The following is a 21,289-nucleotide window of genomic DNA, read 5'->3' as shown; positions in this document are numbered from 1 at the left end:
ATATTGGAGTATGGGGTTGCCCCACTTCATATATTTGAGCACCTATCGATTATGGGTGCTCTTTTATTTTGTACAAAATGGACATTTGATGAGGTAATCTTTTTAAAAGACGAAAATATTGTATTACATGAAAACGTAGAGGAAATTCGTTTTCATCAAGGTAAAGCAGTACAGGAGTTGTTTAGGGAGGTTTTTGAGTAATGAATTCACTTTTTAATTATTTATAAAAGTGTACCTTTCGAAATACTTTTATAGAGGTATCGTGGATTCTTTAGATGTATGAAAATAAAAACTGTTCGAAAATGTATTAATAGTGGAATGTGAAGCCAATCATCCCTAAAGTGATTCCAATAGAAAAACTTAAGACTATTCAAACTCCAACCCTCTTATTGATGGGCGTAATGATTGGTACCATGATACCTCAAACCGGATTATATATCATTGTAATACTATTAATGATATTGTATACAACCACTTGGGTTACCATGAATCGACAAATTCACAGTCAACCTATAGAGTAGAATCTGCTCCCTTATTTTTGGGTGTGAGGCAAAGCATGGAGAGAAGAGTATTTCCTAAAAAAGTGCTCCTAGATAAATCTAGGAGCACTTTTTTGGATGTAGTTACTGGTTTTATTGGATGGTGAACACCAGCAGTTAGATAATAACTTATGAATGTGAACTACTCACCACTTAGCAAAGTTTGAAGAGGGAGCTTCTAAAGTAACCTTTCGTCTCCCTGAGCTTTACTTCGGGGAATTCGTTAGAACATACTCCAGCCTTCTTGTGCGGAAAGTAGTTCTAGTATTTTAAAACCAGCTATACTATTTCCGTTAGCATCTAGAGCGGGTCCAAAAATACCAATTCCCATTTCTCCTTTTACGCATCCGAATATCCCACCGGCAACCCCACTCTTGGCGGGTATTCCGACGCGAATTGCAAATTCACCAGATTCGTTGTACATGCCGCATGTGACCATAAATGTTTTACAAATTTTTGTTATATGTTCCGGAACGATTTGTTTTTTTCTATATGGATCATATCCATCCATTGCAAAAATCAAACCAATCCGTGCTAAATCAATGCAGTTTACCTCAATTGCGCATTGACGTGTGTATAAGTCCATTAACGCCTCTACATCGCCATTGATAATGTTATTTTGTTTCATATAGTAGCAAAGAGAACGATTCAAGTAAGCTGTTTCTAATTCAGAGCCGGCTACTTTTGAAGAGTAATGAATCGTGGGATTGTCCGTAATATCACGCACAAAGGAGAGAATACGTTCCATCTTCTCGTCATTACTATCCCCTGTTAGTATACTTGTAATCGCTAGTGCTCCTGCGTTAATCATTGGATTGAGTGGTTTAGAAGGGTTAGCTGTTTCTAGTTTTATAATAGAATTAAAAGGGTCACCAGTTGGCTCCATTCCAACTTTAGAAAATACAAACTCTTCGCCACGCTCTAAAAGTGCAAGTGCAAGCGTAATTACTTTTGAAATACTTTGAAGGGTAAAAAGCGTTTGGGAGTTCCCAGCATGGATATAATCTGTTTCTTTATGATAAATTGCAATCCCTAAATCATCTGGATTTGCATTTCTTAGTTCTGGGATATAAGTAGCCAGTTTCCCTTTTTTTGTATATGATTGTACTTGCTCTAGTAATTGTTCTAGGTTATTTGTTTGAATACAGTGCATAACTAAAACGTCCTTTTCCTTTTTATTAAATGTATTCTCTCTAATTCATCTGAAGGTTAATAAAATTTTTGGTGAAATGGATAGATATTGTCTGAAATATTATAAACGTGCAAGTTCATAATTTCCTATTTCCACAACTTTTTAGTTGTGTTCAAATAATCTGTATTTAATAAACGACCTGAATAAAGGTGCATCTTCGGTATTCTAAAAATTGACTCCTCTGTATTTAAGAAAAGATTTTTGTTATCCAATCTTTTCTTGGGTGCTTTCGCTGTTCCAGCATTCAGTATTATTTAAATTAGGAATATTAGTTGCATAGAAAATCGGATCTTTTCCGGCTTTCTTTTGCCTTATATAATCTTTGAGGGCGGAGAAAGCATATTTTCCAAGGAGGATGATTGCAATTAGGTTGAAAATGGCCATAATCCCCATGAATAAATCTGCAATATCCCACACAATTTTAACCGTTGCTATAGAACCTAGCATTACCATACCAATTACCGAAATACGATATATCAGTAATAATGTCTTACTGCCACTTAAGAACTCAATGTTTGTTTCCCCATAATAATAGTTCCCAACGAGAGAACTAAAGGCAAATAGAAAAATAGCTATTGCTACAAAGGTAGGTGCCCATGGTCCAATATGAGTTTTTAATGCTTCTTGTGTTAATTGAATCCCATTCAGGTCTGTAGCATTGTGCATATCGGATAGAAGGATCATAAATGCAGTACAACTACAAATTATTAGTGTATCCGTAAAAACACCAAGCGTTTGAATAAATCCTTGTTTAACAGGATGTGTAACATTGGCAGTCGCAGCTGCGTTTGGCGCACTTCCCATGCCAGCTTCATTTGAAAATAAACCACGCTTTACTCCTAGAAGAATCGCAGCACCAAGCCCTCCGCCTACAACTTCCTTAATACCAAAAGCATGCAGCAAAATTTCTTTGAATAAAATAGGAATTTGCGTAATATTTGTAATAACCACAAATAGTGCAACACCAACATAAAGAATCGCCATAAATGGTACAATCATTTCTGCGACACGAGCAATCCGTTTTACGCCTCCAAAAATGATTAGTGCTATCAAACCTACTAGTATACAGCCGACAATTTTAGGTTCTAGGTTGAATGCGTTTTCAAATGCTAGCGTAACCGTATTCGCTTGAACAGCATTAAACACAAGACCAAAGCAAACTGTAATTAAAATTGAGAAAACAACTCCCATCCAGCGTTTATTTAATCCTTTTTCCATATAGTAAGCTGGACCGCCTCGAAATTTATTTCCATCTTTTACTTTGTATATTTGAGCAAGTGTACTTTCAACAAATGCAGAGGCTCCTCCAATTATTGCGATAAGCCACATCCAAAATATTGCACCGGGTCCGCCGGTGGAGATCGCAATGGCGACACCAGCTAGATTTCCTGTACCAACGCGAGAAGCTGTACTCATGCAAAATGCTTGAAAAGAAGAAACTCCATTTTTTTCTTTTTGTGCTTTACGGGTTGAGGAACTTGCACCATCACTAAGTAAGCGAATCATTTCCCCAACATAGCGAAATTGTACAAGCCTTGTTTGAATTGTAAAATAGCATCCAACCCCAATTAGAAGAGCAATTAGGATGTAACCCCATAAAAATTCATTTGTAATTCCAATGAATTTGTGGATGGGAGTGATTACATCTTTAATAAAATCCATATGCTTACTCCTCCTTATTCTAATGAATATATATTTATCTAAAAAGACGTGGATTCAGTATGATAAAGAAAATAAGCGGAAACATGATGTGCAAAGATTATTTTATCTTTTTCCGACAGAACACTTCCTCCTCAATTTATGTGAAGGTGTGATAGCACCAGCAGGTAGGTGGGAGATAAATGTCGGATGGCGTAAGTCAAAACGTTTGCTACCATATACTTGTACAGATTGCTCTTTGAAAACTGAAGATATGAGGTTGGTTGCAGAAAAATCGTTGCAATCGTAAAATCTTCAACGTTCCATCGTCCCACGTTTGCCGAAGTTGCGAAAACCAAGCTAAAGTGGGAAGCGTGATGAGTCAACGTACAAGACACTTCAGTTCTTCCCGTAGGAACTACGGGAAGAGCCTGCTAAGATAACTGGTGGATATATCGATGTTCGCAGGAATCCCTCACTTCAAACATCTCGTAAGAGTGTTAAGTGGGGGGAGTTCAAAGAAGCTACCATAATGTTAATACCAGGAAAAATTCAATCCCGATACTATTTTCGTTTATATATTTTCTTTTTGTACACGAATCAGACGCCCCTTTAGAGTTACATTGTTCCAATGTTTACAATTGCCTTAATGATTTTAGGTAGTAGAACATTGTTTAGTTCTTCCTGAAATCATCAAACCAATCAAACCACCAAGTAAGGCTATTAAAATCCATCCCATTCCTTCATTGTATAGAGGAACGTATTGCATGAAAGTAAGCAACGAGTCACTAGCAAGTTCTGCTGTTTCTAATCCTTGTACTATACTAATCAGTAATGCTCCTAAAACTGATCCAACATAGACAGCCTGCTTATCTTTTATAAACCGATCAAAAAAAGCGAGGATAATTAGCACAATTGCTACAGGATAGATAACAATTAGGATAGGTAGGGAAAGTTTAATTAGCATAGACAAACCAAGGTTTGATACCCCAAAGCTAAATAAGCAAATAATTAAAATGATTTTGTTATAAGAAATCGTTGGAAATAGTGTTGTGAAAAATCTCCCACATGCTGAAACGAGTCCTACAGATGTAGTTAAACATGCAAATAACATTGTAATTCCTAATAAGGAGAGACCATATTGACCAAATAAATGTTGTACTACATTTGTTAATAACACACTTCCGTTTTCAAATGTGCCAAATGTTTGAGAAGTAGCTCCAATATAAGCAAGTGATATATATATGATAGATAATCCAAGTGCGGCTATAAGACCTGCTACTATAGTAGATTTAGCAATGGATTTTTTATTTGTAACACCTTTTTCTTTTATAGCGTTAATTACGATAATTCCAAATACGAGAGCAGCAAGGGCATCCATTGTTAAAAATCCTTCAATAAATCCTTTGAAAAAAGGAGCTTCCTGATATGAATCAGAGGGTGTTGCAATAGATCCAACTGGTGAAGAAATTGCTTTAACAATAATAATACTAATCATGATTAGTAACAGCGGGGTTAAATATTTTCCAATTCTATCTACCAATTTAGAGGGATTTAAAGATAAATAAAACGTTATGCTGAAATATATAAATGTATATAGAAGTAATGTATACCATTGATTTTGCATGGTGGTACTTAAAAAGGGGGCAACTGCCATTTCATATGAAACAGTGCCTGTACGAGGAATGGCGAAAAAAGGGCCGATTGCTAAATAAATGATTAGAGGGATAATAACACCACAGGCGGGGTGAATCCTACTAGCAAGGGTACTAACATTTCCGCCAAAAAGGGAAATAGCAGCGATGGCTAATAATGGAAGTCCAATACTACTAACAACAAATCCCGAAATTGATATCCAAATATTTGTTCCAGATGAATATCCTAATAATGGAGGGAATATCATATTACCCGCACCGAAAAATATTGCAAATAACATAAGTCCAATAGGGATTGTTTCTTTAAAAGTTAACGATTGTTTCATAGAGCACTCTCCTTTTAATTGACGAAAAATGTCGAAATTTAAGTTTTTTTCATTATAACATATGAAATTAGAAAATACAGAAAAATAAAAATGAAAAAAATTCCTTGTTTTACTTAAAATACTATTTTAAATAAAATGATATGAATACTCAAATGTATTGTGCTGTCTTACTCTAATTATAGAAATATCTTTATACCGAACATTATTATATTGAAATTTAATCTATAAGTTATATTTATCTTGTATTTTGTATCGCCTTCTTCTTAATAATCTGATTTTTTGAAAAAATAAATGTGTTTTATCAAATATCATGTTATTATGGACAGGAATTGCAGAAAAATCGACATTTTTCGCGAAAAGGAGGGGTTTTATGAACTGATTTTTATCAATAATAGTAATTTTAGAAATTTATTTTATTGCACTACGCTCCTGTTTATAATCTTAATCATTAGTTCAATGGGATGTCTATTAACACCTAAAATGGCCTCAAAAAACAGATGTAAGTTTTTAAAATCTGTCTATTCAGTTTTTATAGAAAAATAAAAGGAGTGAGATACGTGAATTCTTTCATAAATTGGTTAAATAATCTTATTTGGAGTCCTGCATTGGTTTATTTATGTCTAGGAACGGGGTTATATTTTTCAGCCCGCACGAAATTTCTACAGATACGCCATGTGCGCGAAATGATAAAGCTTACTTTTCAAGGAGAAAAATCCGAAGCTGGTGTCTCTTCATTTCAAGCATTAGCTCTTTCTTTATCAGGACGTGTTGGAACAGGTAATATCGCTGGTGTTGCAACAGCGATTGCTTTTGGAGGACCAGGAGCCGTGTTTTGGATGTGGATTGTAGCTTTCTTAGGTTCAGGCTCAGCTTATGTAGAATCGACACTGGCTCAAATATACAAAACTAAGCATCGAGGTCAATTTCGCGGTGGCCCAGCGTATTACATTGAAAAAGGATTGGGAATTAAATGGTATGCAATTTTCTTTGCTATAGCAACCATTCTAGCAACAGGAATACTGCTTCCAGGCGTACAAGCAAATAGTATAGTCTCTAGTTTAGAAACAGCTTTTGGTATAAATACATCTATTTCAGGTGTCATATTAGTTATAGCATTGGCACTTATTATTTTTGGTGGGGTTAAACGTATTGTTAATGTTGCACAGGTTATTGTGCCGTTTATGGCCGTTGGATATATTCTGGTTGCCTGCGTAATTGTGTTTATGAATATTGAAAAATTGCCAGAAGCATTCATGTTGATTTTTAAGAGTGCATTTGCATTAGAAGCTACTTTCGGAGGGATTATTGGGTTAGCGATTTCTTGGGGTGTAAAACGGGGTATTTATTCAAATGAGGCTGGACAAGGAACTGGCCCACATGCTGCTGCGGCAGCTGAAGTGTCACATCCGGCTAAGCAAGGTCTTGTACAGGCATTTTCCGTTTACATTGATACATTATTTGTTTGTTCAGCAACAGCGTTTATGATGATTATTACGGGTATGTATAACGTATTTGATGTAAGCGGAAAATCGTTTATTGTGAATAATTTGAATGGGGCACAACCGGGCCCTGGATATACACAGGCAGCTGTTGAATCAGTATTCCCTGGTTTCGGAAATAGTTTTATTGCGATTAGCTTACTATTTTTTGCTATTACAACCATTATGGCATATTACTATATTGCCGAAACAAATATTGAATATTTAAACCGATATAAAGATCGTCCGTGGATGTCATTTGTATTAAGATTTATTTTTCTAGGAGCTGTGTTCTATAGCTGTGTAAAAAGTTCTACGACTGCATGGATTTTGGGTGATATTGGTGTTGGGATTATGGCTTGGATTAATATTGTTGCTATTTTATTGCTACAAAAACCAGCACTTTTAACTTTAAAAGATTATGAAAGGCAAAAGAAAAAAGGCAAGGATCCTGTATTTAATCCGCAAGGATTGGGCATTAAAAATGCTGATTTTTGGGAGACTAAATACAAAAAGGATAATGAAAAAAACGCTTCATGAAATCCTAGTGTGAATAGATAATATAATAAGGAATAAATATCCAACAAATAAATGATGATTTTTTTTGAAAATATTTGCTAGTATTTAATTATAAAAGATTGGTATCTTTTTTCTTCATGTTTAATTGATTCATATTCTATGGTACCCTGCCTAATATGAGTCTCTAAGTAAAAGGAACTAGTATAATACTAGTTCCTTTTACTTTTTTATTATGATTAAACCAAGATAGTTACTATAACATCACAAATGATGGTTTATGGTGTTTTTATATGCCAAAATATTAGTTTTTTTGGGCTAGCTTGATAGTAGTGTTTTGAGGTACCCCCCAAATTAGCTTTTTTGTCTACTAAGATAATGAGTGATTATGCCAACTCCACATGAGTATGATATATGTCATTTAATTGTGGTGAAATTTAGTTAATTCATTATTTTTAAGGAGGATGAAAACGTCTATATAGAAAGGATCAGCAGCTATTTGTATAATCGTCTCTTGATTAATTATTATGAATTGATTTTGCTGCAAAATGTAATTTATTTTAGTTTTTACAATGAGGGCCACCATATTAAGTAAATAGACCTGGGTATAAATTCACTCAAAAATACGCCATCCTTTCCTATGATTCTACAGAAAGGATAGCGTATTTTTTCATTTCAGGTGGGATTTTATTTATCCAGCTTGTGATAGGGCACTAAAATTATCGTTATATTTTAGTGGAATAGTTAAAAATTGTAATCGTTTTCTTCTTTTTAAAAATTAATAACATCATACTAAGCGGTAAAACAGAAAAAGTTGATATTATTTTGAATTTCTTCACCGCTCATAATTATTTTTTGTCCATCTGGCAACGCTTTAATTCTGTCGATCCGCATGGTACCTGAAAGGTATATTTTATAATGGTTACTTGATATATAGGTTTTGAAGTGTTCTTGATGTAGCTTTACTTTATATGTGATTCCTTATTTTTACATAAACACTTACCTCATAGTTTCTTTCTGTTGTGGCCGATAAAACGTATCTACCAACCGATTATACTCACTTCTTGAAATTTCTTTATTATACAGTTTAATTAATAAATCTTTATGAGCTTTCGAAAGCGCTATTTTGTCAATGAATTTTGGGTACATATATTATTCTCTCTCCGTCTGATAAATTATTATGTTCCATTTTTCCTACTTCCTTTGAATATAATAATGAAAAAATAAATATAAAGCGAAGGTATTCCAATCTTTCATATCAAATTTAATTTCTCTATAGAAGAAACTTATCCAAAATAGTGAAATCATTGGGGTTCAATTTATGAAAATAATTGGCCTGAAAAATACTTTTTATAAAATAATATGAAGAAGTAAAGTAGCATTTCTTATAGGAGCATTGCTACAAAAAGTAGATGAAAAAATTATATGAAATTACTGTAATCCCAATTATTGAAATAGTATTTGAAAAGGAGGGGAACTCAGTTTGAAGTCAATGGGGACATAGATGTTCCTATTACTTTACTAGAGAAAAGTAATTGTTGAGTATGCTTGATAGATGTGAGAACCATATGAAGCATATATCTATTAGGTATTATGGGAACAAATGAGTTTATAAACTCATTTAACCAATTCGTAGCTAGGGGCTAGGAAAATAGAGTGGGTATAGCTGTATTGTTCTACTAATATTAGGAACCTTTGCTTTCTTTTCTTTACTTGTTCTTGTAATGCAATCCTATTTAACACGTCTTTTTCTCCTTTGAATACGATTGAGGATGTGGATAGTCTTTAGACTAATACATTTATTGTAACCTGGATATATTGAGAAGGAATATGGAACAGATCTAATGAACTATAAATATAAAATACACTTGGGAGGTTTTTATATGGAAAAAATAATTACAGTAAAAACAGGGGATTATGTCCAATTTCCTTATCGTGACAATCCTTCCTTAAAATTAACTGGATATGTGGTAAACGTTCTAACAAATACAATTGTTGTAGATGTTTCAGAAATACTCCAAATTCAAGAAAATGAATTAATAGAAATTCGTCAAGTTGTCAAACATGGCTGTTATGAAAGGCTTAGTAAGCATGGAGAGAAGAGTATTTCCTAAAAAAGTGCTCCTAGATAAATCTAGGAGCACTTTTTTTGATGTAGTTACTGGTTTCATTGGATGGTGAACACCAGCAGTTAGATAATAACTTATGAATTTAAGATACTCACCTTGTAAACCCTCTCATCTTTTATCTGTTAAGAAAGTTTGTAACAGAACCTAAAAATAAATATGAAAATTTGTGTTAATTTATTAACTTTAATATGATTTTTCGCTTCAATTATAGTATTGGCAACATAATTTTACTATGTTTAAAGAGTATATATAAAGATTTAAGATGATAAATTATCTTATAAAAGGCTATTATCTAATTGTTTATCTGAAAATTGCGAAAAAATGTGCACATAGGTATTATTGTAAATACATATATAATTCATTTTAATTTTCTGACATTACTTATCGGGTGTTCTTATACTAGTCTTTGGTGTATATTACGATAAAAACAATGTACGGTGTCAGTATTTAAAAGGTTATATATCATAACTTAAAGGGGGAAGAAAACTATGAAAATGAAGAGTAAGATGATCATGACAACAGCTCTTGCAGCTACGTTAGCTACAGGTGCATTACCTACTACATCGGTGTTTGCTGCAGAAAAAGAAGCTCCTATCCAACAAAAAGAGTCACAAATTAGTATTCAACCGTTTGCACAGAGTAATTTGGAAACAGCTGTTAATGCTGCTTTAAATGGTCCAGAAGTCAAAAAAATCAAAGTATTCGATCATGAATTTAATGTAAAACCAATTGAAGTTGTAAATTTAGCTGGCGGTAAAAAATATGTTAAGGGACAAATTTCTCATCATTTAAGTTTTCGTCCAGATGATCAATTTTATTATGAGTTTACAGTTCAAGATGGAAAGGTGATAGATAAGCCTGTATTTAATATTGATAGGGGTGGTTTTACACCATTTGTGGCTCCGCTTTTATCAATTCTTGCTGCGTATAATGGAATCCCAGTTAATCCAAACGATTTAAACTCACTTGGTCAACAGCTTGGAAAAGTTATAGATGGAAGCTGGGAACAAGCAGCACAATCAATTGCCACTGTAGTTAGTTTAACTTTTAATGAGTAGAAATTGAAGGGGAAATAAGTTATTGTTTAGTTTTGCAGAAGCCCATTTTTCGTAAGCATCCTTGTTATAAAAAACTTTTATATAAATATAAACCAAGTATTAACACATCTGTTGTATTTTCTTAATTTGTTAACCATCTTGTCTATCATTATATATCACAAAATAGGAGTCTTGTTTAAGACTTCTGTTTTGTTTGTTTAAAAAATGAGTGGCTTCGATTCTTTTTAAAATCCGTGAAGTATGATGAAGAATGGTGTCTTTACATGTCTAGGGTTCAGCTCTATGAAATTTGTATATGTATGAATCTGATGGTTGTTGGATGAACCACTATGGCCCTTCAAAATTTCAAGTAACTGACCGCTATCAAAAATATTTTCAAGCAGAAAATTTCATTATTCTGGGAAAAGAAGCAATGTATATTGTAAAAAAACGTACCTTATTTTATGAGACTAATCTATTAAAAGTTAGGAGAGATATAATGAAGAAAATAAAAATGAAAAACATCTTAAAAAGTGGAATCCTTACTTGTTTTACACTTGCAAGTTTATGTACGACTTCTACAGTATTTGCTGATAGTCATCCAGGTTATTCCTATGAATCCAATATAGGCTATCAAAATCCAACATGGATGTCAAAACTAGAAGATACAAAAAGAATAAGCGAAGTATCTATCCCGGGGACTCATGGTTCAATGGCTTTACATGGGGCAAGTTTTATTGATGAAAATTTGACAAGAAATCAAACAATGACCCTATCTCAACAATTCAATGCAGGAATTCGTTATGTAGACATGCGTGTTAAACGTGTAAAAGATTCTTTTGCGATGCACCATGGAATTGTAAATCAAAAAGCAATGTTTGAAGATGTATTAAAAGAGACAATTCAATTTCTAAGAGATAATCCTAAAGAAACTATTTTAATGCGTTTAAAGGAAGATACTGATTCTGAAAGTGGCTCGCTATCATTCGAGGAAATATTTAAAAATTATAAAGACCGTAATGTTTCCTATTTTTGGGATCCGAATTCTGTACCATCCTCAGAAAAAAATAATCCTAAGCTAGGAGATGTTCGAGGGAAAATTGTAATATTACAAAATTTCTCGGCATCTCAAGAATATGGTATTAATTATGAATCTTTGAATACCCAAGATAAGTTTGAAGTTGGCACTGGACCAGACGGAATGTATGAAAAATGGAATGCGGTGAAAACCCATCTTCTAAATGCAAATAATAACTTTAACAATGGTAAGATTTATCTCAACCATTTTAGTGGCACGGGTGGTGCAGCAGCATTATTGAATAATTGTTACCCTTGGTTTGTTGCAAGCGGAAAAGAGAGCAGAAATACTAATAGTAATCCAAAACTGATTCAAAAAAATGTAACAAATGAATGGAGAGATTTCCCTCGAGACATAAATGGACAAGTATTTTATGGGGGAATGAATACACTTGGAACTGATTTCATAGAACAAAGTGGTATTAAGCATTCTGGTATTATTGCTGCTGATTTTCCTGGACCAGGTTTAATAGATAGTATTATCAGATTAAATGGGATAGACTCAAGTGAAAAAGAAATATTAATTTCCCAAATTTCTTCTGAATCGAATCCATTATCTGGACAAAAAAATCGATCAAGTCAAAACTTTAGCATTAATAATTTACCTACAGGAACAAAGGGGTTAAAATGGGTTATCGAGCCTACAGAAAAAGATAATGCTTCTACTATTTCCTTCAATGTTATGATTGATGTTTCTCTGGGGACGGATTCTGTTCGTTGGGGAAACATTTCGAATGGGTCTAAGACTGAAGCATATACAAATTCTAAATACTATATTGCAAACCCAAGTGGCGCAACTAACAAATTTACAGTGAAAATATACGCTATTACAAATTAAGGTTTTATTGTAAAGTTTTTTAATAAGGGTAAGGTTCTTTAAACTACTCACCACTTAACATCCTCGCGGTCTGTTTGAAGTGGTGAGTAGTTCAGATCAAAGCATAGTGTATGATCCGTATTCAATTTATGCTACGAACCTTATGGTCAACATGTACTGTCAAACCAGTTAAAAAAACAGGAAATAATATGTAATTATAAAAACTTATTGAAAACGCTAACATAGTTGTATAAAAATAAAAAAACAAAAAGTAAAATCAGCACCGTATCTATATAAGTGCGCAAATGTAAATAAAAGAAACCTATATAAACCGAGTTAACATAAATCCAGAAATTAGTTCCTTATCTCTATCAGATGTGAGTTAAACGGTGAAATAAAAAAGAACCTTCAGTAGGTTCTTTTTTATAGTTGGTAAATATGTGATCAACAATAGATAGTAATTTAGATGCTTTTTATTAATTGGCTCAGTTTTCTTAGGGAAGAAATCATTTTCTCATGACTTATTACTAGATATAACCAGATATTTCATTTATTAATTTGGGTGGGTGATTTAGTTTTTTGGGTTTTCCACGCTAAAATATAAATTTTGTTTAGGGACAAAATGTTAAAGGTGTAAATTCTGAATTAACAGAAAAATTAGGTGGTAAAAATCCCATTGAATATTTTAACATGTAGTTCATTTTTCTTTGGCCATATTTTCATGTTGTTACCGAACATTTATATGTGTCTAATGGAAAGAAATATTTTAAGTTTGTTACTATCTATTGTTTGATTAAGATGGTAACACGAAAATAAAACGTTTACAATAAAAAATAAAGAAAAAATCTAAAAATCCGACTTTTTTCGACAAAATGATTGAGAGAGAAAAAATCTAAATTAAGTAAATCTTATATGTAGAGAGATTCTTTATCTCATAAATAACAGTTATAACATATGTAAATGTTCTATAAGTAATTAAAAGGTCGAATATAAAATTATATTGTGACAATTATAAACAAAACATACTTAATAATTCATACTTAGACTAACAAATCAATTCATAATAAGTTAAATACGCTATATTTAATAGATTATAATATGGAATATTTAACTATAATATCCCATATTATATATAATTATAAAACATTTAATATATTAGTTGCGGGGAATTTTGACATAAGATATTTTAAATAGTAAGCACAGAAACATTTTAAAGAAAAAGAGCTATTTTAAAATGTACCCTAAAAACGTTTTTCCTAAAAAGTAGTAAGAATTTTAAAATTGTTTCTGTGCCTAATTAGATGAAAATAATATAATAAATTGTTTGAAAAAGATGAAAATAAGTTACTTTTACGGAGAAATATACACCCCACACCATTAGAATTATGAATTAGGAACAGAAAGAATAAAATGGGATGAAGAGGGGCAACCAAAACGTCAAAATAATCCACTTTGGGATGTAATAAAAAATGATTTGCAAATCGATGCAGGAGTAAATAGAACTACATTTAAGGATGTCCCACAAGAACACTGGGCATTTCATGCAATTCATGATTTAGCGAGTAATACGAATGTGTTTGCAAAATTAAATCCTAGTCAAAAATTCCGTATTATTAAGGCACTAAAAATGAATGCGCATACAGTTGAGTTTATGGGAGATGGAATTAACGATGTGTTTGCTTTAAAGCAGTCTGACGTTGGTATATCTATCCATAAAGCAGATGATATTGTTAAAGAGTGTTCAGATATTATACCTATAGAAAAGAACTTATTTGTATTAGAAGATGCTATTGTGGAAGGTCGTACAACGTTTGGGAATATATTAAAGTATATTAAGGTGACAGCAAGTTCAAATTTTGGAAATGTATTAAGTTTATTAATTGCTAGTGCCTTTATTCCTTTTCTTCCAATGCTACCAATTCAGATATTATGTCAGAACTTGTTATATAATCTATCCCAACTTTCAATTCTATGGGAAAAAGTAGACAATGAATTTTTAGTAAAACCAAGAAGTTGGGATAAGAAAGATTTATTTCGCTTTATCATTTTTATTGCGCCGGTAAGTAGTATTTTTGATATAACCATTTTTAGTGTAATGTGGAATATATTTGGTGCAAATATCCCTGAAATGCAATCCTTATTTCAAACGGGTTGGTTCGTAGTAGGATTATTAACACAATTATTGATTGTGCATATGATTCGAACTCAACATATTCCTTTCCTACAAAGTACGGCTGCTAGACCTGTTTTAATACTTCCAGGTTTAGTTATGATTATAGGAATTTCCCTTCCATTTACCAGGTTAAGTACCCAAATTGGCTTAACTCCACTTCCGTTGTATTATTTCCCGTGGTTATTTGGAATTTAAACAATATATGCTCTAGTTACTGAAATTATAAAGAGACTATACATCAGGAAGTTTAATCGATGGCTTTAAAACTAAAACATTTTGTTGTAGTTCATTGGACGTTGAAAAGGCGGAGTCTCTGTGGAGACTTCGCCTTTTCGGTATATCATGAATTACAGGAATTACTAGTAGCCTCATAATATTTCCTCATATATTCATGCCTCTGTTTATCTCTTGAGAAACTTTGCACCTTCACACAAATTGAGGGGGAAGTTTTCTTGGCTAAAAATAATCTAGATAGTTTAATTTCTAACTGTTCCTGTATCTTTTATTTTAACGTGTGTATTCACACGTATTTTAGCTTTTGAAAAAGCGCGCAACCAATCTTCTTTTACCTTTTTCCATTCTTTATATTCAAAAGCTCTAGCGTGTAATGATAAACCAATTGGATCAATTTTATTTCTCTGCATATCCTGTAACATGCCTTGTAATTTTTTATTGAACTCTTCCTGGATTTCATGTTCCAACCTACCTATATTTTTATTACCATGTAAACGAGTTTTAGTTAAGTTTCCGTTGGTTTTTTCAATTAAGGATACATTCATACTTACATCTATATTAAAAATAAATTTACCTTTTTGGAAATCAACACTAATTTTTCTCTTTGTATTTTGTACGAGAACAGACGTATTTGGCTTTTTATCAGATTTTTTTGGAGAAAGAACAAGGTGTAGTATCATCCGACCTGTATTTTTTGACTTATTAATAAGGTTGAAAAACTTCACATCGGTTTTAGGAATCTTCGTTAAGTACTTTCCTTGATGATTTAAAAATGCAATTCCTACCGTATCAATTTCATTATTTGTTTTCTTGATAATGGGAACAGTTTGCGTCATTCCCTGTTCATTTTTTTCTCTCATTAATTGCTGAATCGTGGAAGAGACGGATTGATTATTTTGAATAGACGATTCGATTACACCCTTTATATAAGATGGAAGTGATGGCTTATCAGGCCTATTAACTTTAAACACATCTTCTGCCGGTCCATCAACAAGCACCACTTTAGCATTGATGGTAGCGTAAGGATCACGGTAAGAGGAATCGAGCGCCTGTATCCAATTTTCTTCTTGTGCTAATTTATCCCCAATTAAAATAACTTCAGCTTTGGATGATGTCACATACCCTGTTAATTTTGTATCCATTTTGCTAAATCCATCATATATGGTTGACGCCTGAGCCCAATGCTCTACAGTACTGCTTTGCTGTTTATGATGAAAGAGTGGTATGCTTGTGCCCACTTTTATGTTTCCATTAGAAGTTCTATCTAAGCCGATTAAAAGGATTAAAGAAACTTTTTCAAGAGGAATTCTATGACTACAACCAATTAAACATACACAACAGATTACAATCCATATCCATTTTCGAATCAAAGCTGTTTCCTCCTAGTAAACCAAGTAAAAACAATGCTGTAAGCGAAAAAGATGATTGGTAATACAATAAAGAAAATGATATTTAAGATATCCATAAGAGAATATATAAATAAATATTGATCCACATCGGGATTTAGAAAAACAAACAAGCCGACTATTAATAACATAAAACCAACCAACGCCCAATTACGAGATTTTTTTTGAAATGAAATGGTCACAGATTCAAAACTGAAAAATAAATACGGATATATTGTAGTGGAAAATACAATCAAATAGTAAGCGATATATAAAATTTCTAATCGTTCTATGAAAGAAAAACGAACTCCTTTTAACAGATGAAATACTGGCCAAATTACGTCTTTTATCCCCTCCGGACTAAAGTATATATAAGAAAGAATAGTCACATATAAATAGAGAAACATGGTTCCAGTATTCGCTATTAGTATTCCTTTTATGGCCTTTTGTTTTTTTTGTAAGAACGGATAAATAAAATATGCAATTTCTAAGCCCGCATAAGGAGTAATGGTTTCTTTTGTTGCCTTTACAATAGGATATAAGCCATCTTTAAAAATAGGTAGTAGGTGTAAAGGATTGTAAATACTCTGTAATGAGAAAAGGAGAAAGATTGGCATCCAAGTAGTGAAGAAGAAAACCAGCATAGAGTAACTAGTAAGAGCCCTTATCCCACTCAGTGATAAAATAATAAAAGGTAATAGTAATAATATGGCAATTTGATAAGCAGGAGTGGAAGGGAATATCCATACTTTTACAATATCAGTTGCCTTTAATAAAGTATTAAAGCCAGCAAAAAATAGATAAAAGGCATATAAAAGAAGAAAAATTGTCCCTATCCATTTACCAAAGTATGTATTTAAGATCTGAGAGAAATTTTTGTTAGGATTTTTTTGTAACATTAATATAATAATTACGCCAATTATAGAAGTAATTATCCATCCCAGAATGATAGAAATCCAGCCGTCTGTACCAGCGGTAGTGGCAAGAGGGCTTGGCATAATTAACATACCTGATGCAAGTTGCAGTGAATGAATGAAAACAATATATTCGAATAAAGTTATGCTTTGGAATTTAAGTTTCCCCATGCGAGCCACCTTCTTTTTTCTTTCTTTGTTTCGGCAGTCCTGTGCTCGAGCGGGTGGTGATCATAGAAATAGGAAATCTTACAAAAGAATCTTTTAACTCTTGGAGACGAAATGGTGCAATTGGCAATCCATATGGTGAACCATAGGAAGTTAGTGAAACAAAATGAGCAAATAAGAGCATTAATCCACTAACTATACCTACAATTCCAAAAAAGTAGGCAAATAACATCATTGGAAAACGAATAAGCCGAATACAACTTGATAAATCATAATTAGAAACAACAAATGATGCAATGGCAGTAATAGATACGATAATAACCATAACATTACTCACAAGTCCCGCTTGAACAGCTGCTTGTCCAATTACAATCCCTCCAACAATTCCAATGGTTTGTCCAATTGGTTGTGGTAGACGAATACCAGCTTCACGAAGCATTTCTAATGTGATTTCCATAATAAATGCTTCTAGTAAAGGTGAGAAAGGGACTTTAACTCTTGACGTTGCAATAGAAGTATATAGATCTAAAGGAATGATTTCAAAGTGAAATGAAACCATTGCAATATATATTGCGGGTAAAAATATAGCTATAATAAATCCTAAAAATCGTAATAAGCGAAAAGATGATGCAATCAGCCAATGTACATTATAATCATCGGGAGTCTGAAAAAATCCAATTAAATTCATTGGAACGATCATTGCACCAGGAGATCTATCAATTAACACTGCTACTTTACCATCAAGGATATGATTAGAAATAGCATCTGGGCGTTCACTTAAATAAGCCTGTGGAAAGGGAGTCCAATTTTGATCTTTTGTAAAGTTGGACAATTCTCCTATGCTCAATACTGTATCAGTTTTAATTTTACAGATTCTTGTCTCCACTTCCTGTACCACATCTTCGTTAGCTACATCGCCTAAGTAAAGTAAATATACAAAAGTAGTGGCCCGTTCTCCGATTGTCATTTTTTTGATTTTTAACTCAGTAGAAGGAATATATCTACGAATGAGACCTATGTTTTTAGTGGCATTCTCAATAAACCCATCATGAGAACCTTTAATGGTAACTTCTGAAATAGGTTCCTGAATCGATCTTTCTGCCCATCCCTTTGTATTTATGAGAAGGGCTTTCTTTTCTCCTTCCATAAACAGTACACATTGTCCCTCGAGCAGCCCTTTTTTAATTTCATTCCATGTATATACTGTTTTTGTATAAGTAGCAATAATATTAGAATTAAATACTTGCCTGTCTTCATTTACTTCTTGTAATAATGGTGTAACGACATTTCCTTTTAGTGCAAAACCATCTGTCAGGCCTTCAAAATAATACAGTAGAACATTCGTTTTTGTTTTTAATTGTAATGGATGTTCAACTAAATCGGCACAAATATCAAAGATCTGTTCTAATTTATTCTTAAGTTCTTGTAAATTATTTGTCTGGATAGTTTCAACAATGGTATTTTCCATGGTTTCTAAGGTCTTTTCATTTAAAGACATGATTTACACCTCATTACGTATAACAGTTGTGTTTTTATTATTTTTATATAATCAAATTTTATTCATTGGGATAGCAACATATCGCTATCAACTTGAAATTTTGTGGCACCCCCAGAACGAAATTTTAAGGGAGAAGCTAGTGAGGCTGCAAATATTGTAAAAAAAGGTATATTTCACGGTCATGGATTTGCTCCGGCTCATTGCCCAGGAGAAGAGGAAGGAAACACCCATAGATTGGCTTTAGAGTTAGGAGACCTTTTGTATTACATTTCCATCATGTCTCACGAAATTGGATATACCTTAGAAGATATTGCACAAATGAATATCTCTAAATTAGCAACAAGGTACCCAGACGGATTCAGCCGAGAAGCTAGTCAAAAACGCGTTGATGTGAAGTGGGGAAAAATTTGAATTTTATAAAAATGAATTGAGGATAATCCTTATAAATAAAAGCTCCACTCTCAAAAGGGCGAGAGTGGAGCCTGTGGATGAAATTACTGAGCTCTTGGGATGGTGAACATCAGCACATAAATAATATCATGAGTATTCAGAAAAAGCATTGAGTAAATGTTTCCGATTTTTCAAATTATAGTTAATTGATTTTCAATAAACAAAAGCGTTATTTTAACTGAAAGAGCATCCAACCTTTATTTAAAGGCTCTTTGATTTTAACTTCAGATGTGTCTCTAATTGAATAGTTATCACGAAAATTTACAACAGCAGAAACTTTTTGCTTTTTATTATCTGCCACATGTCCGTATAGGTGGATTTCATGTGTTCTATATTCTTCTGAAGGTTCAATTTTTTTAATTATAATATCAAGATCCTTTTCTTTTTAAAAGTAACCGATAGTTATTAGTTCAGTAGTTTTACTTACTTCCGGCCATTCTTCACTGTATTCTTTTGGAACGAATTGAGATGAAACAAAGTGTATAAATAAAATGGGGATAGTAATAAAAGCTATACATACAATGCCATAACGTAATAATTTTCTTTCCACAAACTGTCACCTACCAATGGTGTTTTGTTTAATAAAGTTAACAATCTATATATTAAACCATTATTAGCCAGGAAAACATTCTTTTAGGTGACATTAGTATTACAAGTTTGTAAGGTTTATTAGAAAAATTAGCTTAATGGAAAGTTGAATAAAATAGTTATTAAATGCAGAAAAAATAAAAGAACCCGCTGGTTATAAACGGATTCTTCGTAATAGGAGCACCAGGAACACTAGGAAGCTGATCCAGAGCAACCTGGGTATTCACTTGGATGATATTACTATATTCGAAGGAGATAAAAAGGTTAATGGAAATTAAACAAAATCCTTACTTTATTGAAGAAAAAGCATGCACAAAAATTGTGCATGCATAAGAAGAATTCGATGGCTATTCACCTTGCACCTTGGTGTATATATAGTATTAACATATTTTCAAAATTTATTCTTTTATAAAACGCCTTTAAAATAGCGGTTTATGCTCACTAGAAACCAACGTGCTATTTTTCTTGTATTATTTTAATGATAGATTATTAACTAACACCTCAATAGCTTACTTTATAATTTGTACAAGTTAATTCATTTATAAAACCATTACATTACTAAAATATCCCTACTCTTAACGACACGTTAATACCATAAATCATCTCTTTTCAGGTATATTCCTTTATTAGTTCTTTGTCTTATGAATACTTCTGCAATAATTAAATTCGGTACCCAAGATAACCACGCAATAACAGCGTAACTTTGTTCAAACTGCTCTGGGCCGAATAACACAATAAACAAAGGTAACCAAATTCTTAATGTAACTGCCCCAAAGGTTAAAGAATAATTTCTGATCATCCAATTGCGATGGTCTTGAATTTTTTTGTTTTGAACTCTATTTAATGCTTGATATGCTGATATTAGCCAAAGTAAGGATCCGAAACCGAAACCAAGCTTTGCTAGTAAACCACCCGAAGCATAAAAGGCTAAGTATAGTCCTGATATGCCGCCTAATAATATACCAACCATATAGATTCTTCCGAGTAATCGATGACGGTTGACATTCTTTTCTCTAAAGTTTGTGGACAGCGTAAACGGACCAATTACTAACGCTAATATACCTGTTGTAATATGTACAAATAACATAATGTACCAAAAACTGCTTAATTTAGCTACATACATAAGTTTCATTTTTATAAGTCCTGATTGAGATCCATCCAAAATAAAATATTGGAAAACAACATAACTAGCTACTATAACAGCAAAAACAGTAGATATATACCAAATAATCCTGCTCAAATTCCACTTCCTCCTTTCCATATTTTAGGGGGATATATTATACATTACTGTTCATTCTAGAGCGGAATTGGAGAATCCTTCTTTATCTAAGAAGATGAACCCTCCTAAAGGATAGTGGTTTATCTATACGAGCATCTACAAATACTATTCTTGGTTATTACTTTTTATCATTTTAGCCAAGAAGACTCCTTCCTCAAGGAACGCGAAGTGAGTAGGTGGGAGATGAATTGGCTTC

13 protein-coding genes and 2 pseudogenes are annotated in these 21,289 nt (G+C 32.7%); 7 read left to right on the top strand and 8 right to left on the bottom strand.

Annotated elements, in window-relative coordinates; translation table 11 throughout:
- The coding region (locus BAU27_RS09010; protein WP_254797951.1) for a hypothetical protein at positions 1-201 on the top strand (201 nt) is incomplete at its 5' end.
- A gap of 561 nt (positions 202-762) precedes the next feature.
- Here BAU27_RS09010 and glsA read toward each other — a convergent pair.
- From glsA to brnQ, 3 genes are all read right to left on the bottom strand, one after another.
- A complete protein-coding gene (gene glsA, locus BAU27_RS09000) occupies positions 763-1,692 on the bottom strand; it encodes a glutaminase A (RefSeq protein WP_071770675.1) in 930 nt (309 codons plus the stop codon).
- Positions 1,693-1,935: 243 nt separating this feature from the next.
- Positions 1,936-3,393 (bottom strand): alanine/glycine:cation symporter family protein, encoded by a 1,458-nt coding sequence (locus BAU27_RS08995; RefSeq protein ID WP_071770674.1) that lies wholly within the window; start codon positions 3,391-3,393, stop codon positions 1,936-1,938.
- Positions 3,394-4,024: 631 nt separating this feature from the next.
- Positions 4,025-5,350: a branched-chain amino acid transport system II carrier protein gene (gene brnQ, locus BAU27_RS08985; RefSeq protein WP_071770673.1), complete on the bottom strand. Its 1,326-nt coding sequence runs from the start codon at positions 5,348-5,350 to the stop codon at positions 4,025-4,027.
- Positions 5,351-5,907: 557 nt separating this feature from the next.
- Between brnQ and BAU27_RS08980 the strand changes: the two genes are divergently transcribed.
- From BAU27_RS08980 to BAU27_RS08955, 5 genes and pseudogenes are all read left to right on the top strand, one after another.
- Entirely contained in the window at positions 5,908-7,368 is a 1,461-nt protein-coding gene (locus tag BAU27_RS08980) for an alanine/glycine:cation symporter family protein (RefSeq protein WP_071770672.1), read from the top strand.
- Between the two features lie 1,859 nt (positions 7,369-9,227).
- A complete protein-coding gene (locus BAU27_RS08975; RefSeq protein WP_071770671.1) occupies positions 9,228-9,458 on the top strand; it encodes a DUF2187 domain-containing protein in 231 nt (76 codons plus the stop codon).
- Between the two features lie 503 nt (positions 9,459-9,961).
- A complete protein-coding gene (locus tag BAU27_RS08970; RefSeq protein ID WP_071745336.1) occupies positions 9,962-10,531 on the top strand; it encodes a methyltransferase in 570 nt (189 codons plus the stop codon).
- A 478-nt stretch (positions 10,532-11,009) separates the two neighbouring features.
- The gene (locus BAU27_RS08965) at positions 11,010-12,425 is read left to right on the top strand and encodes a phosphatidylinositol-specific phospholipase C (protein ID WP_071770677.1); all 1,416 of its coding nucleotides are present in this window, start codon (positions 11,010-11,012) and stop codon (positions 12,423-12,425) included.
- 1,522 nt (positions 12,426-13,947) lie between these two features.
- Positions 13,948-14,841 (top strand): annotated as a pseudogene (locus BAU27_RS08955) (HAD-IC family P-type ATPase); the annotation flags it as partial.
- A gap of 212 nt (positions 14,842-15,053) precedes the next feature.
- Here BAU27_RS08955 and BAU27_RS08950 read toward each other — a convergent pair.
- The 3 genes from BAU27_RS08950 to BAU27_RS08940 are packed head-to-tail and all read right to left on the bottom strand — an operon-like array spanning position 15,054 to position 18,776.
- The gene (locus BAU27_RS08950) at positions 15,054-16,181 is read right to left on the bottom strand and encodes a Ger(x)C family spore germination protein (RefSeq protein ID WP_071745329.1); all 1,128 of its coding nucleotides are present in this window, start codon (positions 16,179-16,181) and stop codon (positions 15,054-15,056) included.
- Entirely contained in the window at positions 16,178-17,281 is a 1,104-nt protein-coding gene (locus tag BAU27_RS08945; RefSeq protein ID WP_071745328.1) for a GerAB/ArcD/ProY family transporter, read from the bottom strand. Before BAU27_RS08945 ends, BAU27_RS08950 begins: the two co-directional genes overlap by 4 nt.
- The gene (locus BAU27_RS08940; RefSeq protein WP_071770670.1) at positions 17,268-18,776 is read right to left on the bottom strand and encodes a spore germination protein; all 1,509 of its coding nucleotides are present in this window, start codon (positions 18,774-18,776) and stop codon (positions 17,268-17,270) included. Before BAU27_RS08940 ends, BAU27_RS08945 begins: the two co-directional genes overlap by 14 nt.
- A 129-nt stretch (positions 18,777-18,905) precedes the next feature.
- On the opposite strand from BAU27_RS08940, the pseudogene BAU27_RS08935 reads away from it, so the two are divergent.
- Positions 18,906-19,187 (top strand): annotated as a pseudogene (locus BAU27_RS08935) (nucleoside triphosphate pyrophosphohydrolase family protein); the annotation flags it as partial.
- A 424-nt stretch (positions 19,188-19,611) separates the two neighbouring features.
- Here BAU27_RS08935 and BAU27_RS32850 read toward each other — a convergent pair.
- Positions 19,612-19,776: a hypothetical protein gene (locus tag BAU27_RS32850; protein ID WP_254797950.1), complete on the bottom strand. Its 165-nt coding sequence runs from the start codon at positions 19,774-19,776 to the stop codon at positions 19,612-19,614.
- Positions 19,777-20,400: 624 nt separating this feature from the next.
- A complete protein-coding gene (locus BAU27_RS08925; protein ID WP_071770669.1) occupies positions 20,401-21,054 on the bottom strand; it encodes a DUF2306 domain-containing protein in 654 nt (217 codons plus the stop codon).
- Positions 21,055-21,289: the final 235 nt, after the last annotated feature.

This window comes from Bacillus sp. NH11B (assembly GCF_001884205.1).
Classification (GTDB): Bacteria; Bacillota; Bacilli; order Bacillales; family Bacillaceae_G; genus Bacillus_A; species Bacillus_A proteolyticus.
Note: the sequence above shows the minus strand (reverse complement) of the source record. Positions and strands in the feature narration are given on the sequence as shown.

Excerpts from the sequence above, each read along its gene's own strand:
- BAU27_RS08970 (WP_071745336.1), top strand. The coding sequence starts at position 9,962 with ATGAAAATGAAGAGTAAGATGATCATGACAACAGCTCTTGCAGCTACG.
- BAU27_RS08975 (WP_071770671.1), top strand. The coding sequence starts at position 9,228 with ATGGAAAAAATAATTACAGTAAAAACAGGGGATTATGTCCAATTTCCT.
- BAU27_RS08945 (WP_071745328.1), bottom strand. The coding sequence starts at position 17,281 with ATGGGGAAACTTAAATTCCAAAGCATAACTTTATTCGAATATATTGTT.
- glsA (WP_071770675.1), bottom strand. The coding sequence starts at position 1,692 with ATGCACTGTATTCAAACAAATAACCTAGAACAATTACTAGAGCAAGTA.
- BAU27_RS08940 (WP_071770670.1), bottom strand. The coding sequence starts at position 18,776 with ATGTCTTTAAATGAAAAGACCTTAGAAACCATGGAAAATACCATTGTT.
- brnQ (WP_071770673.1), bottom strand. The coding sequence starts at position 5,350 with ATGAAACAATCGTTAACTTTTAAAGAAACAATCCCTATTGGACTTATG.
- BAU27_RS08995 (WP_071770674.1), bottom strand. The coding sequence starts at position 3,393 with ATGGATTTTATTAAAGATGTAATCACTCCCATCCACAAATTCATTGGA.
- BAU27_RS08965 (WP_071770677.1), top strand. The coding sequence starts at position 11,010 with ATGAAGAAAATAAAAATGAAAAACATCTTAAAAAGTGGAATCCTTACT.